This window comes from Aeromonas sp. CD, from assembly GCF_033349375.1.
Classification (GTDB): domain Bacteria; phylum Pseudomonadota; class Gammaproteobacteria; order Enterobacterales; family Aeromonadaceae; genus Aeromonas; species Aeromonas hydrophila.
Window position 1 is genome coordinate 4,394,062 of sequence record NZ_CP137631.1, and the last position, 14,153, is coordinate 4,408,214.

At 55.8% G+C, this 14,153-nt stretch carries 17 protein-coding genes; 1 reads left to right on the forward strand and 16 read right to left on the reverse strand.

Annotation, left to right across the window (positions count from 1 at the left end):
• Positions 1 to 140 precede the first annotated feature (140 nt).
• Positions 141 to 995 carry a lytic transglycosylase domain-containing protein gene (locus R2E40_RS20460; protein WP_318165576.1) on the forward strand — a complete coding sequence of 285 codons (855 nt, stop codon included), beginning with the start codon at positions 141 to 143 and terminating at the stop codon, positions 993 to 995.
• On the opposite strand, the gene R2E40_RS20465 is transcribed toward R2E40_RS20460, so the two are convergent.
• The 16 genes from R2E40_RS20465 to R2E40_RS20540 all read right to left on the reverse strand — a co-directional run bounded on the left by R2E40_RS20465 (position 931) and on the right by R2E40_RS20540 (position 14,149).
• On the reverse strand, positions 931 to 1,389 hold the full coding sequence (locus tag R2E40_RS20465) for a hypothetical protein (protein WP_318164271.1): 459 nt from the start codon (positions 1,387 to 1,389) through the stop codon (positions 931 to 933). The genes R2E40_RS20460 and R2E40_RS20465 overlap by 65 nt on opposite strands.
• On the reverse strand, positions 1,376 to 2,323 hold the full coding sequence (gene lafU, locus R2E40_RS20470) for a lateral flagellar motor protein LafU (protein WP_017409424.1): 948 nt from the start codon (positions 2,321 to 2,323) through the stop codon (positions 1,376 to 1,378). Before lafU ends, R2E40_RS20465 begins: the two co-directional genes overlap by 14 nt.
• Entirely contained in the window at positions 2,323 to 3,180 is an 858-nt protein-coding gene (gene lafT / locus R2E40_RS20475) for a lateral flagellar motor stator protein LafT (protein ID WP_017409423.1), read from the reverse strand. The genes lafU and lafT overlap by 1 nt, the downstream gene beginning before the upstream one ends.
• 47 nt (positions 3,181 to 3,227) lie before the next feature.
• A complete protein-coding gene (lafS, locus tag R2E40_RS20480; RefSeq protein ID WP_318164272.1) occupies positions 3,228 to 3,941 on the reverse strand; it encodes a lateral flagellar system RNA polymerase sigma factor LafS in 714 nt (237 codons plus the stop codon).
• A 7-nt stretch (positions 3,942 to 3,948) separates the two neighbouring features.
• Positions 3,949 to 4,407: a lateral flagellar basal body-associated protein LafF gene (lafF, locus tag R2E40_RS20485; protein WP_318164273.1), complete on the reverse strand. Its 459-nt coding sequence runs from the start codon at positions 4,405 to 4,407 to the stop codon at positions 3,949 to 3,951.
• Between the two features lie 38 nt (positions 4,408 to 4,445).
• Positions 4,446 to 5,558, reverse strand: a complete 1,113-nt coding sequence (lafE, locus tag R2E40_RS20490) for a lateral flagellar hook-length control protein LafE (RefSeq protein ID WP_318164274.1) — start codon at positions 5,556 to 5,558, stop codon at positions 4,446 to 4,448.
• Entirely contained in the window at positions 5,549 to 5,701 is a 153-nt protein-coding gene (locus R2E40_RS20495) for a hypothetical protein (protein ID WP_318164275.1), read from the reverse strand. The genes lafE and R2E40_RS20495 overlap by 10 nt, the downstream gene beginning before the upstream one ends.
• Positions 5,702 to 6,010: 309 nt before the next feature.
• Complete coding sequence (gene lafC, locus R2E40_RS20500) at positions 6,011 to 6,403, reverse strand: lateral flagellar export chaperone LafC (RefSeq protein WP_318164276.1); 393 nt, start codon at positions 6,401 to 6,403, stop codon at positions 6,011 to 6,013.
• Positions 6,404 to 6,457: 54 nt separating this feature from the next.
• Positions 6,458 to 7,741: a lateral flagellar capping protein LafB gene (lafB, locus tag R2E40_RS20505; RefSeq protein WP_318164277.1), complete on the reverse strand. Its 1,284-nt coding sequence runs from the start codon at positions 7,739 to 7,741 to the stop codon at positions 6,458 to 6,460.
• Between the two features lie 120 nt (positions 7,742 to 7,861).
• Entirely contained in the window at positions 7,862 to 8,701 is an 840-nt protein-coding gene (lafA, locus tag R2E40_RS20510) for a lateral flagellin LafA (protein ID WP_318164278.1), read from the reverse strand.
• A gap of 188 nt (positions 8,702 to 8,889) precedes the next feature.
• Positions 8,890 to 9,165 (reverse strand): hypothetical protein, encoded by a 276-nt coding sequence (locus R2E40_RS20515; RefSeq protein WP_039213950.1) that lies wholly within the window; start codon positions 9,163 to 9,165, stop codon positions 8,890 to 8,892.
• Entirely contained in the window at positions 9,162 to 10,448 is a 1,287-nt protein-coding gene (locus tag R2E40_RS20520) for a motility associated factor glycosyltransferase family protein (protein ID WP_318164279.1), read from the reverse strand. Before R2E40_RS20520 ends, R2E40_RS20515 begins: the two co-directional genes overlap by 4 nt.
• A 50-nt stretch (positions 10,449 to 10,498) precedes the next feature.
• Complete coding sequence (locus tag R2E40_RS20525; protein ID WP_318164280.1) at positions 10,499 to 11,500, reverse strand: hypothetical protein; 1,002 nt, start codon at positions 11,498 to 11,500, stop codon at positions 10,499 to 10,501.
• Positions 11,501 to 11,521: 21 nt separating this feature from the next.
• Positions 11,522 to 12,421: a lateral flagellar hook-associated protein LfgL gene (lfgL, locus tag R2E40_RS20530; protein WP_039213947.1), complete on the reverse strand. Its 900-nt coding sequence runs from the start codon at positions 12,419 to 12,421 to the stop codon at positions 11,522 to 11,524.
• A 10-nt stretch (positions 12,422 to 12,431) separates the two neighbouring features.
• Positions 12,432 to 13,751 carry a lateral flagellar hook-associated protein LfgK gene (gene lfgK / locus R2E40_RS20535; protein WP_017409410.1) on the reverse strand — a complete coding sequence of 440 codons (1,320 nt, stop codon included), beginning with the start codon at positions 13,749 to 13,751 and terminating at the stop codon, positions 12,432 to 12,434.
• Positions 13,751 to 14,149 carry a rod-binding protein gene (locus R2E40_RS20540; RefSeq protein ID WP_017409409.1) on the reverse strand — a complete coding sequence of 133 codons (399 nt, stop codon included), beginning with the start codon at positions 14,147 to 14,149 and terminating at the stop codon, positions 13,751 to 13,753. Before R2E40_RS20540 ends, lfgK begins: the two co-directional genes overlap by 1 nt.
• Positions 14,150 to 14,153 lie beyond the last annotated feature (4 nt).

Sequence of the window (14,153 nt, forward strand, 5' to 3'; positions counted from 1 at the left end):
CTATCCGCTGGCTAGTTAGCGTACTGCTAATGACTCCGCCTTATTGTTATTCCTATCATAACTATCATTGGCAGGCTGGTTTTCCTACCCCAATACAAGGAAAAGGAGCCGACCTGGTCACTCAGCAAACCCAGTTTCTGTTGAAGCAACGAGCTCACCTGCAAAGACGACTGGCGCAATCCCAGCCCATGATCCGCTGGGTGGAACAACAGGTTAGCGCTCGCAAGTTGCCCAGTATGCTGGCCTTTTTGCCACTGATTGAGAGCAGTTATCGGCTGGATGTGGTATCGACAGCAGGAGCCGCAGGGCCCTGGCAGTTGATGCCGGACACAGCCGCACGCTTCTCCATTCCCATGATGCCAAGCTTTGATGGCCGCTACTCCTTGCCCCTTGCGACCGATGCTGCGCTCTCCTATCTCGGCTGGCTTCATCAATTCTTTGGGCAGGACTGGTTACTGGCGCTGGCGGCCTATAACGCGGGGGAGGGCCGAGTACTAAAAGCTGTGCTCAATGCAGGTACGCGCAATCTATGGGAGCTGCAGTTACCCACGGAAACACGCCTCTATGTGGCTCGCTTTATCGCGCTCGCCCAATTGCTTGATCGAGCAGAACAACACCAGCTCACCCTGCCCCCCTGGCAAGCAGGAGAAAATATTCAGGTAGCCATGCATCCTGGCAGTTGCTCCCTGTTACAGTGGGCCATGACAAAGGGGGTAGCGATGAATGAAGCAAGCCACTGGAATCCGGCATGGCAGCTTCCCGATGCTCCCGGAATCACCAACTGTCCCATCGTCTACAGCCGGGGAGGCTCTCCTGCCCCGACACACCAAAACAGCAAATTAGTGTTTCGCAAGGCAGTGTCACTGGAAAGCTTACATGACCCCTTGTTGCTGCAAGCGGCAAGAGGATTGGATATGAGTCGGGGTAAGATCAAGCTGGATGCGTTACAGGATCCACTGGGGCTGGACACGAGGCGCCCACCCCTGTTGCCATGAAACAGTGACGCCAGTGACTGAGTACCGGTGAGAGATCGACTGACTCAGGTACCGACCAGCGGGCGCCATAGAAACTGAGATATTGCCCGATGGCTCGTCGATGGGTGATGCGGCAATCGAGCATAATCCGGGGAGAGAGAGACAGGCTAACCGTCTCGGGCAGGATGAAACGGGCAGGAGCCAGAAAACCAACACCTCCCGGCCCAATATCCTTGATCACTGCCCTGCCGATATTTTTGTCAAACAGCAAACCAGAGACCATCAGCCGCGCGGCAATGCCGCAGCTTTGTGATTCCAAGGGGGTAGTACCGTCGTGTAGATACCAGCGGGGTACCTTGCGGCGGGGATCATTGAACTCGCTCGGTTCCGACAGCGCTACTTCAAGGTTGTCCATGGGAAGTTTCGTCCTTGGCCTGCTTCACGGCGGCTTGCGTTTGTGCGCTAAACAGTTGCTCCAGATTCTTTTCTGCCTGACTGGTCATCACCAGCAGCTCAATCCGGCGATTCTGGCTTCCCCGTGGGTCAGCCGTATTCTCCAGCATGGTATCCGACATGGCGACGACCTGGCCTACTCGTTCCGGAGGCATGCCACCGGCCAGCAATACCCGCCTTGCCATCATGGCGCGGTCGGATGACAGCTCCCAGTTACTGTAATTATCCCCCGCAAAAGGGGTGCTGTCGGTATGACCAGAAATCATGACTCGATTTTCGACGCGTTGAAAAATCGGAGCCAGCGCCATCAGCATATGCCTGAAGAAGGGGCTGATGCGAGCACTGCCACGGCTGTACATCTCCCGCTCGTCATCATCACGAATGAGGATCCGCAGACCCTGCGGGACCAGCTGTAACTCCAGATTATTCTTGGCCTGCATCTGCTCAGCCAGCGAGCCAATGAAACCGGCCAGCTGCTTCATCTGTGCCTCGCCTTCAATTTTTCCGACCAACAGGCTTTCATAACCACCGCTGGCACCATCAGAAAAAATACTGCGATCCCTCTCCATGTGCCTCGGCATCCTCTGCCCTTGTTCTACGAACTTGGGACTGAGTTCTTCCAATACAGAAGGATTACCACCCAGATCAACCGGATAGGGGCTATTTCTGATATCGAATGGATTGGCCTCGCTGTCCATGATGCTGTAATCACGCAAGCGGCTGGCAACGACTTCACGCTCCTCCTGGCTGGAAACAGCCAGGATCCAGAGCACCATGAAAAATGCCATCATCGCCAAGGTAAAATCAGCAAAGGCAACTTTCCAGGCCCCGCCCCCCTTGGGCGCACTATTACGCCGTTGCTGGCGTTTGATGATGATCTGTTCGTGATTGCGCATTACATGGCCCTGTTGGTCACCCAATCTTCCAGTTCAAGGAAGCTGGGTTTCACATCGGGCTCCAACATCTTCCGGCCCGAGTCAACCGAGATCAGCGGGGTTTTGCCGCGCAACTGGGCGATCAGAATGGACTTGATGCACATGAGCAGCCCGATCCGCCGTTTGACCATCTCTTCCATGGCATTGCTGATGGGCTCAAGCAGGCAGTAACAGAGGAAGATACCGATGAAGGTGCCTACCAGTGCGGCGGCGACATGCACACCGATATTGCTCAGCGGGCCGTCCAGTTGCTGCATGGTAATGATGATCCCCATCACGGCTGCCAGGATGCCGAAACCGGGACAAGCCTCCCCGGTCTTGTGCAGTGCGTGCGCCGGCTTGAGCATGTCTTCCTCGATGGCCATGATCTCCTGTTCCAGCACGGTATCCAGCTCATGCGGCGTGATCTTGCCCATACCTAGCAAACGTAAGTTGTCGATAATGAAACCGAGCAACTGGGGATCTTCCGATATCTGGGGATACATCAGAAACACCGAACTCTGTTGCGGATTCTCAATGTGCTCATCCAGCGCCTTCATGCCCTTGTTGCGCGTCTCCTCCAGCAATTGATGCATCAGGGTCAGCAGCTCGCGATAGATCTCTTTTTCATCCTTGTTGGATTTGAAGCACAACTTCATCTGCCGCCACATCTCATGCATCACTTCCTTTGAATTGCCCAGGAACATGGAGCCCACCGCAGCTCCGATGATGATGATCAGCTCGGCAGGCTGCCACAAGGCAATGGGCTTGCCACCCGCCATCATGAAACCGCCCAGCACACATATGAAAATGACGCCAAGGCCTATCTGTTTTTGCATGAACGCTCCCGCAGAATTCAAGGATCCTCACCAGGGATGGTGAAGCGTTAATAAATGGAGTCGACCAAACGCTGCTTGAGCTGAAGGACACACTGCTTGTGCAACTGACAAACCCGAGACTCCGTCAGCCCCAGCACCAGGGCAATCTCTTTCATGTTCAGTTCTTGCTGATAGTAGAGGGAGAGCAACAGCTGCTCACGCTTGTCCAGCGAGGTCAGCGCCTTGCTGATGGTCATTGCCAAATCGACATCATCGGATTCAGTAGCTGGCGCCTTGCCACCGTTCTCCAGCCACTCCTCCAGGCTATGTAGCGCTTCAGCCTGACTGGCGTAGGCCAGTTGGCGCACTTCCTCGATGGAGCACTCCAATACCGTGGCCAACTCCTGCTCTGATGGAGCTCGTCCCAATCGGTTGTGCAATTCGCGCTGGGCCTGATTATGACTGTGTACTTGCTGCCGCAGCTGGCGCGGCCGCCAATCCAGGCGGCGAAGCTCATCCAGCATGGCACCGCGGATTCGCTTGAAGGCATAACTCTCAAACTGGGCATCCGGCTCGCTGTCGTAGCGGCGCCAGGCTTCCAACAGCCCCATCATGCCAACCTGCTCCATATCCTCCTGATCGAAGCAAGCCGACACCTGACTGCGCAAGTGACTGGCAGCTCGCTTCACCAGCGGCAGATATCGGGTCAGTATGGCCTGCTCGCCCGTACGGGGAGGAGAAGCGCTGAACTTGTGCGGGGTATCCCAGTCGACATCGGTCATATATGCGTTACTGCACCAGCACTTTGGTGATCAACACCTCATCCAGATAGGTCTTGTAACCGTAACTCTGCAACGTGGTGACCAACTTGCCCAGTAGAGAACTTTGCAGTGCAGTGATGTTCTGCAGCTCTTTCTTCACGTCATCGTGGGTACGGTGACTGAAATACTGCACCATGGCATTGCGGATCAATGGTGTCAGCTCATTGAGCGAATTGAGCTGTGCCGGATTGTGGGTCACCAAAGCCAACTCGAGCACGAGATAATGGGACTCAACCCCCCCTTCCAGGCTGATGACAAAGCGCTCCATCGGCTTGAACAGCGGAGTGGCGCTGAGCTCAGGCTTTGGCTCCGCCAATCCCAGCCATACGGCAACCAGATCTCGCTTCAGATAGACCCCATAGGCCAGCACGGCCAGTAGGCACAGAGCCATCACGCCCATCATCAACCACTTAACCACTCGCCGCATAATATGAAATCACTCTCGCTATTGCCGGATAATAAAAATCAAACCAGGGTGTTCAGCCAGTCACGTCCACTACCATCGGCAGGCTTGAACTCTTCCTGCCATTGACGTCGTCCGGCCATGATCTGCTGTTGTTGCCACTTACCCTGCCGTTCTTGCTCACCACCCTGCCCCACGTTGACTTCGACTCCCCCCGCATGATGGGGAGCCAGGCTCATCCGCAAGCGTTCCATCGACTGGATCAATGCCTCGCGCACCGCAGGATTGGTTACGTTGAGCTGAACATTGAGGCGATCCCCCTCAAGACGTACAGTCAACTCGAGTCGGCCCAGTTCGGGAGGGTCAAGGCGGATATGGGCCTGCTTGATCTGCTGGTTGACCTGAAGCTCCACCTTGTCTTTCAGCACATCCATCAGCTGCTGTCCCCACTGAGCGGGGTTGTCGACCAACTTCACAGGAGCCCATTGATACTCGGCAGATTTGGGGGCTGCCGCAGGCGTCAGATTGCTGATCACACCTTTCACATCGGCAAAGGTGGATTCACGTTCACCGGCACCGTCGCTCGCAAGCAGGGGCTGCACACTGGCAATCACCTTGTCACGCAATACCGGGTCCATTGTCTGCCCAGCAGGCTGTGTGCCCATGCGGTTGGATGCATCCACACTGGGGACAAACACCCGATTTTCACTCTGAGGACCCGCCGTCTCCCCTGCTACTTTCTTGTAATCAGAACGACCATAGGCAGACAGTGAACGCAATACCGCCGAGACGGCTGACGATCCGTCAGGTCGGACAGCCTCAACCCCTTCACCAGTCGTTACGGCTACAGGTTGTGCCTGCGTTACGGCTATAGGTTGTGCCTGGCGCAGCATCGACAGTCTCGCAGCATCATCGGTCAAGAGGAAAACCGGGGGCTGGTTGCTGAAAGAATCCAACTGCTCTGTGGCATTATCTCGCTGCTCATCCGTCACATCCGGCTTTTTCTCGTCGATGGTTTCAACTGGTAAAGGCAATGCTACCAGCTCTTCCATGAATGGCAGGCCCAGCGGCTGGTATGTGTCGCCCTGGCCATCAGGCTGCCGGGAAAGACGACTGAATCCTGCGGAATCAAGCGCAGCCAAGCCATCAAGGCCTGGGAATTGAATCATGCCCATTCCTGCACCTCGCCATAGGCTTGCAACCCTTCCCGCTTCCGAGACAGCTCCTGCCACTCCCGCTTACGCAAGGCCGTCTCTTGCTGGCAAAGCAGCAGGGCCTCCTGCTGCCAGGATCGCACCTGATCCCTGGCAGGTTGCATGGCGGCCCATAATTCTGGCTGCCCTTGCATATGCTGAATGAACTGGGACAATCGGCTATCAGCCAAACTAACTGCATCCCACTGGCCAGCACGGGCCTGCTGCAATATCAGGCGTCCCAACCCCAACAGCTGACGCTGGCGAGTCTCATGCTCTGCAGTAAGTTGCTTAGTTCCGGTTACCGACATGGTGATGGCCCCCAATGAAAATGACCTTGCCAGCTAGCAAGGAGCAGGCCAGCTGGGAAATACAGGAATACTGGAGAATGGTCAGGGATCAGGCCGAGGAAAGCAGGAAGCATCACTTCCGCATCAGCGAGGATGACGTGCCATTGCTTCCCAGCCTTCCTTCAACTCCAGCAGGATACGACGCACTTCGGCAAACCCGGCCACATCATTGGAGACACTGATCTCAAACAGACGTTGGCCACAGTAGTCATAGAGACGATGCAGGTTGACAGCAAGATCCCCGCCCTTTTCCATGTCCAGCGCACTGTCCAGTCCACCCAGGATCTGCAGGCATTTGTTGATAGCTTGCCCTTTGCGCTCAAACTGCTTGGCCAGAATATGGCCTTCCGCCCGGGCCATTTCATCGAGCAACCCATCCATCAACATCAGCACCAGCTGATGTGGGTCCGCACTCGCCGCCTTGGCCTGGGTAGCGGCGAATTGGTAGGCATCGTAGCCATCTTGATCTTCAAACATGTACAACTCGCTTGTTCCGGATAAGATGCCGTAGATAGCAGGAAGCGTGCCGGTTTAGAGAGCACCCATAGTCTGCAACATTTGATTCATGGTGCTGAACTGATTGAGATAGCGCTTATACGCGGAGTCCATGCGGCGATCCAGCGCATCCATGCGTTCTTTGACGCGTTTCTCGCTCGCCTCAAGACCCGTCTTGCGGCCCTTGAGTGCACCATCACGCTTGGTATAAGGATCGAGTGAGTCACTCATGCGCTTGAGCAGGCCATCATCGCCCAGCAACGCCTTGCCAAGCAGTTCGGGGTCCTTGTCCAGCGCCTTGTTGAAATCAGTCTCGCTGAAGGAGAGCTTGCCGGCCTTGTCGGTCTTGATACCCAGACTGCTGAGGCTCAAGCCATTGGGCAGGTCGCGCACACTGTTGGACAGCACGCTCTTGAGGCTACGCACCCCGCTGTCGGAAGAGAGAGCACCGGGAGCCTTGGGATCGCTGGAGGTCATCTTGGCCAGCTCATCAACCAACTCGTTATAGCTGTCGACAAACTTCTTGAGCGAGCCGGTCACCGCCTCCTTGTCTTGCTCGATATTGACCAGCAAGGGGGCATCACCGCTCTTCTGAGCCTTGGTCAGCTGCAGCGTCAGACCATCGACCACGTTTTCGATCTTGTTGCTGGCGGAGGTGATGGTCAACGGGTTGTCCCCCCCCATCCGCAATTTGGCATCCTGAGCTTTGGTAATGTCCGTCTTGCCGCCTATAGCGGCCCCAAGCGAATTGGTCGCATCTCCGCTGTACTTGACAGAGATGGCATTCTCCAGCCCGCTGTCCTTGCTGGTCAGCACCATGTTGACCTTGCCGTCGGTGCGGACCAACGTCGCTTTGACGCCGGGATTGTCCTTGGCATCGTTGATGTGGGAGACCAGGTCCTTGACGGTCGACCCTGCCGGCAGGGTGGCCAGATCGATGTCGATGGTCTTGCCCTTGACGCTGAGCGAGAAGACGCCATCCGCAGGCAGGGGGGCCGTTTCACTATCCAGACTGAGACCAACCTGATGGGACTGGGCCAGCTGATCCACAAAGAAGTTGTACTGTCCCGAGCTGGCTTTGCCGTTGCTCGTCACCGTCATGATCCCGTCCTGGGACATGGTCGCCTTCTGTGCCTGTAAATTGGACGCCTTGTTGAGATCCTTGAGCATGGTCTGGAAGGTCGACAGCTTGGTATTGAGGGTGCTGAGTGCACTCTGCTGACCCTTGATGCCATCCATCTGCTTCTTCAGCAGTGCGTCCATATTTTTTCGCTCGATAGCGACTAGCTGCATCGCCGTGGCGGCCGGATCTATTTGCATCTTAATCCCTCTTCATTTCACTCAACTGGCATGCCTGTTGGAAAAAGCCGCCTCGACTCTTTCCAACCGACAACCCTTGTCAGACAAAGGCCGCCCCCACAGGAGCGGCCATGCGATTCATTAACGCAGCAGACCAGTTACCATGCCGGTCATCTGGTTGGAGTTGGACAGCACGGACATGCCGGCCTGCATCAACATCTGGTTCTTGGTCATGTTGGTGCTTTCCTGAGCGAAGTCGGCATCCATGATGCGACCATTCGCCATGTCGGTGTTCTCTTTCATGTTGGAAAGGTTGTTGACGGTGTGCTCCAGACGGTTGATGTTGGCACCGAAAGTGGAGCGGGCTTCACCGATCTTCTCCAGCATGCTGTCCATCGCAGTGATCTGGGTAGTCGCATTACCTGAGCTCAGGGTTACCGCAGCCGCACTGGTGATGGCAGTGTTGACTGCTTTCACTTGGGTGGATGCATTCAAATCCAGCTTCTCGGTAGCACTGGCACCGATCTGGAAGGACACTGCAGCGCTTTCGAATTTACCACCAGCCTTCAGAAGCTGGGTGCCACCGAAAGTGGTGTTGTCTCTGATGTTCTTCAGCTCTTTGCCCAGTTCATTGAACTCGGAATTCATGGCTGCGATATCTTTATCGCTGTTGGTGCCGTTGGCAGCCTGAGTAGCCAGATCCTTCATGCGTTGGGTAATGTTGGTCATCTCGTCCATGGCGCCTTCAGCGGTCTGGATCATGGAGATGGCATCCTGAGCGTTGCGCATGCCGACTTTTTGACCGTTGGACTGAGCCTGCAGACGGGTGGCGATTTGCAGACCGGCAGCATCGTCAGCCGCGGAGTTGATACGCAGACCGGTACCCAGGCGCTGCATGGCGGTGCCCAGCATCTTGTTGGTGGAGTTCAGCTGGTTCTGGGTGGTCATGGAAGCAAAGTTGGTATGAATGGACAAGCCCATGGTTATTTCCTCGATTTAGGCGCTGCACTGCAGCTTGTTAGGTAGACAAAATAGAAGGACGACCATGGGTTGGAAAAAATTGAACACAAGAGAAGGATTTTTCTTTTTATGCCTAAGAAGGGCATGCTCAGCGGAAAAACATCGGGGCTGACAAAGTGCCAGCCCCGTAGGAATAATCGCAGTGACGATCAGCGCAAGGCGCGATCAATATCATCCAGCAAGACCGGAAGTTCGAACTCCAGGTAGTCAGACAGCCCAACCCAATCATGACGTTCCTGACATTGCAGCAACTGCCTTGCCAGAAGCAGCAACGATGATTGCAGCTCGACCGGTAGATTCGTCATCAGCGGTGTCAGCAATTGCAGCATCCGTCCGCATTCGAAGCAGGCCTCTTCATCCTTTCCCTCACGCAACAAGGCGGCCAGAGCATCTGCCCCAACCTTGAAACTGGCCACATCGATCATCCGGCAAACTCCTCATGGTAACTGGTTCCCAGAATACGTGCCCCGTCCCGGCTGCTATTCATGAAATTCACCTCTGGATGGCGTTGAATATAAACTTCCAAGCCATTCAGATAGATGCAGAAGCTGAGTAGTGTTTTCACCGGTTGACCATGTCCATTGGGTACTGTTCTGCGACCATAGCGGGCATCACTACCCAGTTCACCATCCTGCCATCCGGTGTGAGTCCGGCCTTCAGGAAAGGAGAAATCGGCCCCAAACAGCGTAATGCTGTGGGCCCCCATCCTGACCGCCAGGTCTGTGGCAGGGTGAATAACGCTACCCCCGGTAAAGAGGGATGCCCGCCGCAATTTCTTCTGCAGGCCGGCATAGGTGTCCAACATCTCATAAGCGCCATACCGCGGGCCTTGCCATTGTGACAACACCTTGTTGTCCACCATGGGGATATAGACAAGAGCAATATGGGAAGAGTACAGGGGATCCAGGATACCAAGGTGAATGTGCCGATCTATGGTCACCACAATATCGGGTTTGATTCCTTGGGCCATCAGAGGCCGTAGAGCCGTATCGACACAGATGAAAAGAGGACGCTCAGGTCGCTCATAAACCGCTTTCAATGCACTCAGATGATGAGCCAGCGTCGGCCCTGTAGCCACGACATAAGCATCCCGTCCTTTGGCTGTGTCAAATAACTGCGCCACATCGGCATCTTCGCGCAATAGGTCCAGATTGCCAGCCAGGCGCTCCGATACCCAGTCCTGCCCGAATTGTTCATTGATTGCCTCAAGCCGACTCTGGATAAGGACTCTATCCCTGATCTTGGCAGCAGATTCATCCGCCAATTCCAATTCCGAAGTAAGGAAAAGGAAAGGGGACATGACCAGCTCATTTTCTTGAGCAAGCAACAGGTTCACCCTGGGGTCAGAAAGCCAGTCCAGCTGTTCCGTCAAATGCAAGACCAGGGCAAAGATCGAGGCATTCATGATCTTCACATTCAGCCGGCGCAGACGCTTGCGCCTCAGCAGTACCCGGGGTACGTCGCCAAGGCCGGTCCCATAGAGGGTCAGCTCCGGTGCTTTTGCCGAAGACATGGCAGCAATCCGTTCGGCCTCCTGCATCCTGTCATGACGACTGGTCAGTTGAATGCCGTTGATGGCCAGGGTGGAGCTGAGCCCTTCTACCAGTTCGGCAGGCACACTGTTGACGTCCTGTGCTTGCAGGCATGCCAAAACGGCAGGCCAGCGACGAGCAATGAGCTCTGCATGCTGGGGGAAATAGTCGATCATGTGGGTAATGTCACTTGCAGAAGAGGAATGAAAAAAAGAGAAGAAAGTGTTCAGGTCAGCAACGCGACCACATTCTGGCGGGAGACATTTGCCTGTGCCAGCAGGCCGGCCATAGTGCCCATGAAGCCCCCCTCCTTGAGTTGCTGGCTGAGCTTGCCCTGCAACTGCTCAAGCTCTTCCTGCTTGAGGTTCTGGCTGCGCGCCTTGACCCGATCAAGCTGCTTGACCATGCGTTGGCGAAACTGTTTCAACTCACGGACAGATTGCTCAATCTCACCCAACAGGCGTTTCAGACGCTGCTGCTCCTGCTTGAGCTCCCCCTTGTCGATGCCCTCCCCCAGCTGGGTCAACTGCCCAGGTTTGGGTTTGAACTGCACCGGAACAGGATTGCCGGCCGGAATACGGATCCCCTCGCCGCTGAGCAGAACCGGTTCATCCAGTTTGCGTCGATGCAGCTCGGGTACGGTCAGTTCCAGCTTGCCCAGTTCGTTCAAGCGAGCCTGGATGTGCTCTTTGCGCAGAGCCCGATCCAGCCGGGTAACCACTTCCGCCTCATTGGCGCCAGCAGGCAGCATCACTTCAACGGCGCGGCTGGTCTGTGGGAAGGAAAAAACCAGGCGTTCTGCACTCGCTTTGGGACTCAACAGGTCGAGCCGCTCCGAGCCATAACTTACCCGGCTCTCCCCTGCTGACGCCAGCAAGCGAGGCTTCAACTCTGTGGTCAGCGGAGCCTGGGGCTGGGTCAGCTTCTCTTCCAGCAACTTGAGGCGTGATACCAGATCACCGCTCGCGGCACGATTTTGGCCAAGCTGCTGCTCGAGACGTTTCAATTCACCCCAGACCTGGCTCAGCGCTTGTTCTCCCCCCTGCGCGTGGGCGATCCGCTGCTGCGCCGTACCGATCAGGGCCCAGCGGTCCAGCCGGACAATATTGGGATGGCGCTCCGTTTTGCTGGTTGGCTGGGACGCACTCTGAGCAGTCACACGCCCGCGCAGTCTGGGTTGGGCTGGAGTTTCGGCCACGCCGCCCAAACGGGTTTGTTGAATCTGCATCATGGCTCCCTGAAGCTGAACTTATGGCATGTAATTGAACAGGCTCAGCCCATTGACCTTGGCAAAGGCCTGCTGCTGAACTTGCAGAGCCATCAGCACATGGGCCTGCTGGGTGACGGCACTGGCATAGTCGAGGGACTCTATCTGATTACTCACTTCCTTGCTATAGGTCCCCTTCTCGGCATGCCCTTCATCCACCTGATCGAGCAGATTGATGCGGGCACCAATGGTGCTGACCATCTGGCTGATATCATCCTGCAGTGTCTTGCTCCGGCCCAGCATGTCACGGGCTTGGTCGGCTGCATCCGGCGCACCATTTTCCAGGGCATCCACCACGGCATCGAGTTGCTTAAAGAAGTCACCATTCTGGATGAACAGCTGATCCGCCGTCTGATTGAGCCCAACGGTCACCCCCTTGGCGATGCTGACCTCGCGGATCAAGGCATCCCCCTGATACTGGTAATCACCGGTCGGGGTTTTGACGATGGCGGTCTTGCCAACCTGGCTGCCCGCAAAGAGGCTGGAACCACTCTCATTTCTGGCGTTGGCCAGATCGAGCAAACCATCTTTGATAACGGCCGTCTCACTGGCGACCGCCCGGCGATCATCTTCTGACAATGAGCCAGTAGCAGCGGTCTGAGTCAGCTCGCGCAACCGCATCAGCATGTTGGTCATGGTTTCCAGCTGCTGTTCTCCTTGGGAGAGCTGGCTCTTGGCATTGGCAATATTCTTCTGATACTGCTCCATGGCCACTTGCTCTTTCTTCAATCCGAGCAGACGCACACTCCCCACTGGGTCATCCGAAGGTTGCAGAATGCGCTTGTTGGTGGAGATCTGACGATCGAGGCGGGCATATTCACCAAAACCATGCTGCAGGTTGTCGAGCATGCTGAGTTGAATCTGGTTGGTACTGATGCGCATGATCGCTCCGTTAGAACATGTTCAGGATGGAGGTAAAAAGTTGCTCTGAAGTGCTGATCACCTTGGCATTGGCCTGATACGCCTTGGTATAGGCCATGATCTTGACCCCTTCCTCATCCGTGTTGACCCCGCTAACGCTGCTCAGCTTGGTGGCCAGCTGTTTCTCCATATTCGCATCGGCCGTCATGGTGGCCTTGGCCTGGCCACTTTGTACCGCCATCCGGCCCAGCAAGGCGCTGTAGGCATCATATTGATCATCCTTGATGGTCAACAGCTCCTGCAGATTGCGGTTGTCACCACTGCCGCCGCCAGCCTTGGCAAAGGCGAGGTCATCGCCAGTGAAGCCATCGGCAATCTTCAGAGTGCCGGACGGGTTGAGGGGATCGTAGGTGAAGAGCGGCTTGCCCGGATTGCCATGCAAGTCGACACCGCCACCCTGCTTGGCATTGAAATCATCCGCCAGTTTTTTCGCGATCTGGTTGAGCTCGTCGCGCAGCGGACGCAGAACTGTCGTCCGATATTCCATTACCCCAGCCAGGCTGCCGCCATGCAGCTTGGGAATATCGAACGATTGCGGACCGAAGCTCAAACTGAGCTTGTCACCCGCCAGCGAGAGTGTACTGCTGCTGCCAGCCAGCACCAACGGCTGACCCTGAGGCAGGCTCAGTGAAAACGAACCGTCACTTTGCCGGTTGACCCTGACCTCCATGAAGGTCGACAGCTCACGTACGATCTGCTCGCGACTGTCTTCCAGCACCGAAGTATTGACGCCCTTGGACGCCTGCTCGCTGATCTGGGTGTTCAGCTCGGCAACCTGTTTCAGATAGCTGTTGACCTGAGAAACGGTACTGTTGAGCTGATCATCGATCTGCTTCTCCTGGGTCAGCATGCTCTCGTTCAATTGGCCAAAGCGGTTGGCCAGTGCCCCCGCCGAGCTGACGATCTGGCTGCGCTGGGCCGGTGTTTCCGGGCTGTCGAGTGCTGCGCTCAGGGAAGCGAAGAAGCTGTCCAACCCCTTGGCGATGTTCATCGACTCGCTGCCCAGCAGTTGTTCGGTGGTATTGATGTATTGATGGAAAGAGTAAGAGGCGCCGGTTGCAGAGCGGCTGCGCCAATGTTGGGAGACCAGATAGTCATCCGTGATCCTGCGAACACCGGTTACCTCTACCCCCTGGCCATTATCCAGCCGGCCAAAACCGGACAGGCTGCCCATCATGGCTTCCTGGCGGCTATAGCCGATGGTATTGACGTTGGCGATATTCTGGGCGGTGATATTTAACGCGATCTGGGCCGAGTTAAGTCCGCTAAAACCGATATTGAGCAGCGACATCAGTCAACTTTCCTCATTTTTGCCGAATTCAGAGGCTGACTGAAGGCAGCCAGGGTCTGCTGTTCTGAAGCGACCACCGACTCGGCATTCTTTAATGTCGGCGCCAATTGGCTGACCATCTGCTCTTTCAACCCGATGCCGCCGCGCTTGACCATGCTCATCGCCAGCTGGCTGTCATACATGTCGCGATAGAGCTCCTGGCCCTTGATGAGCTTGTCATCCTCGTCCTGCATGGCATCGGAGGCTGAACGCATGTGCTTGAGCACAGTTTGCAGAAAGCTCACTTCAAATTGGCCGGCGGCCGCATCCAGTGCGGCACGCTGATCCGGGTTGCTCTTTATCTGCTGCAGTTCGTTGAGATCCTGATAAAATCCAGGTTCCGAAGTTATTCTGGTCATAGAG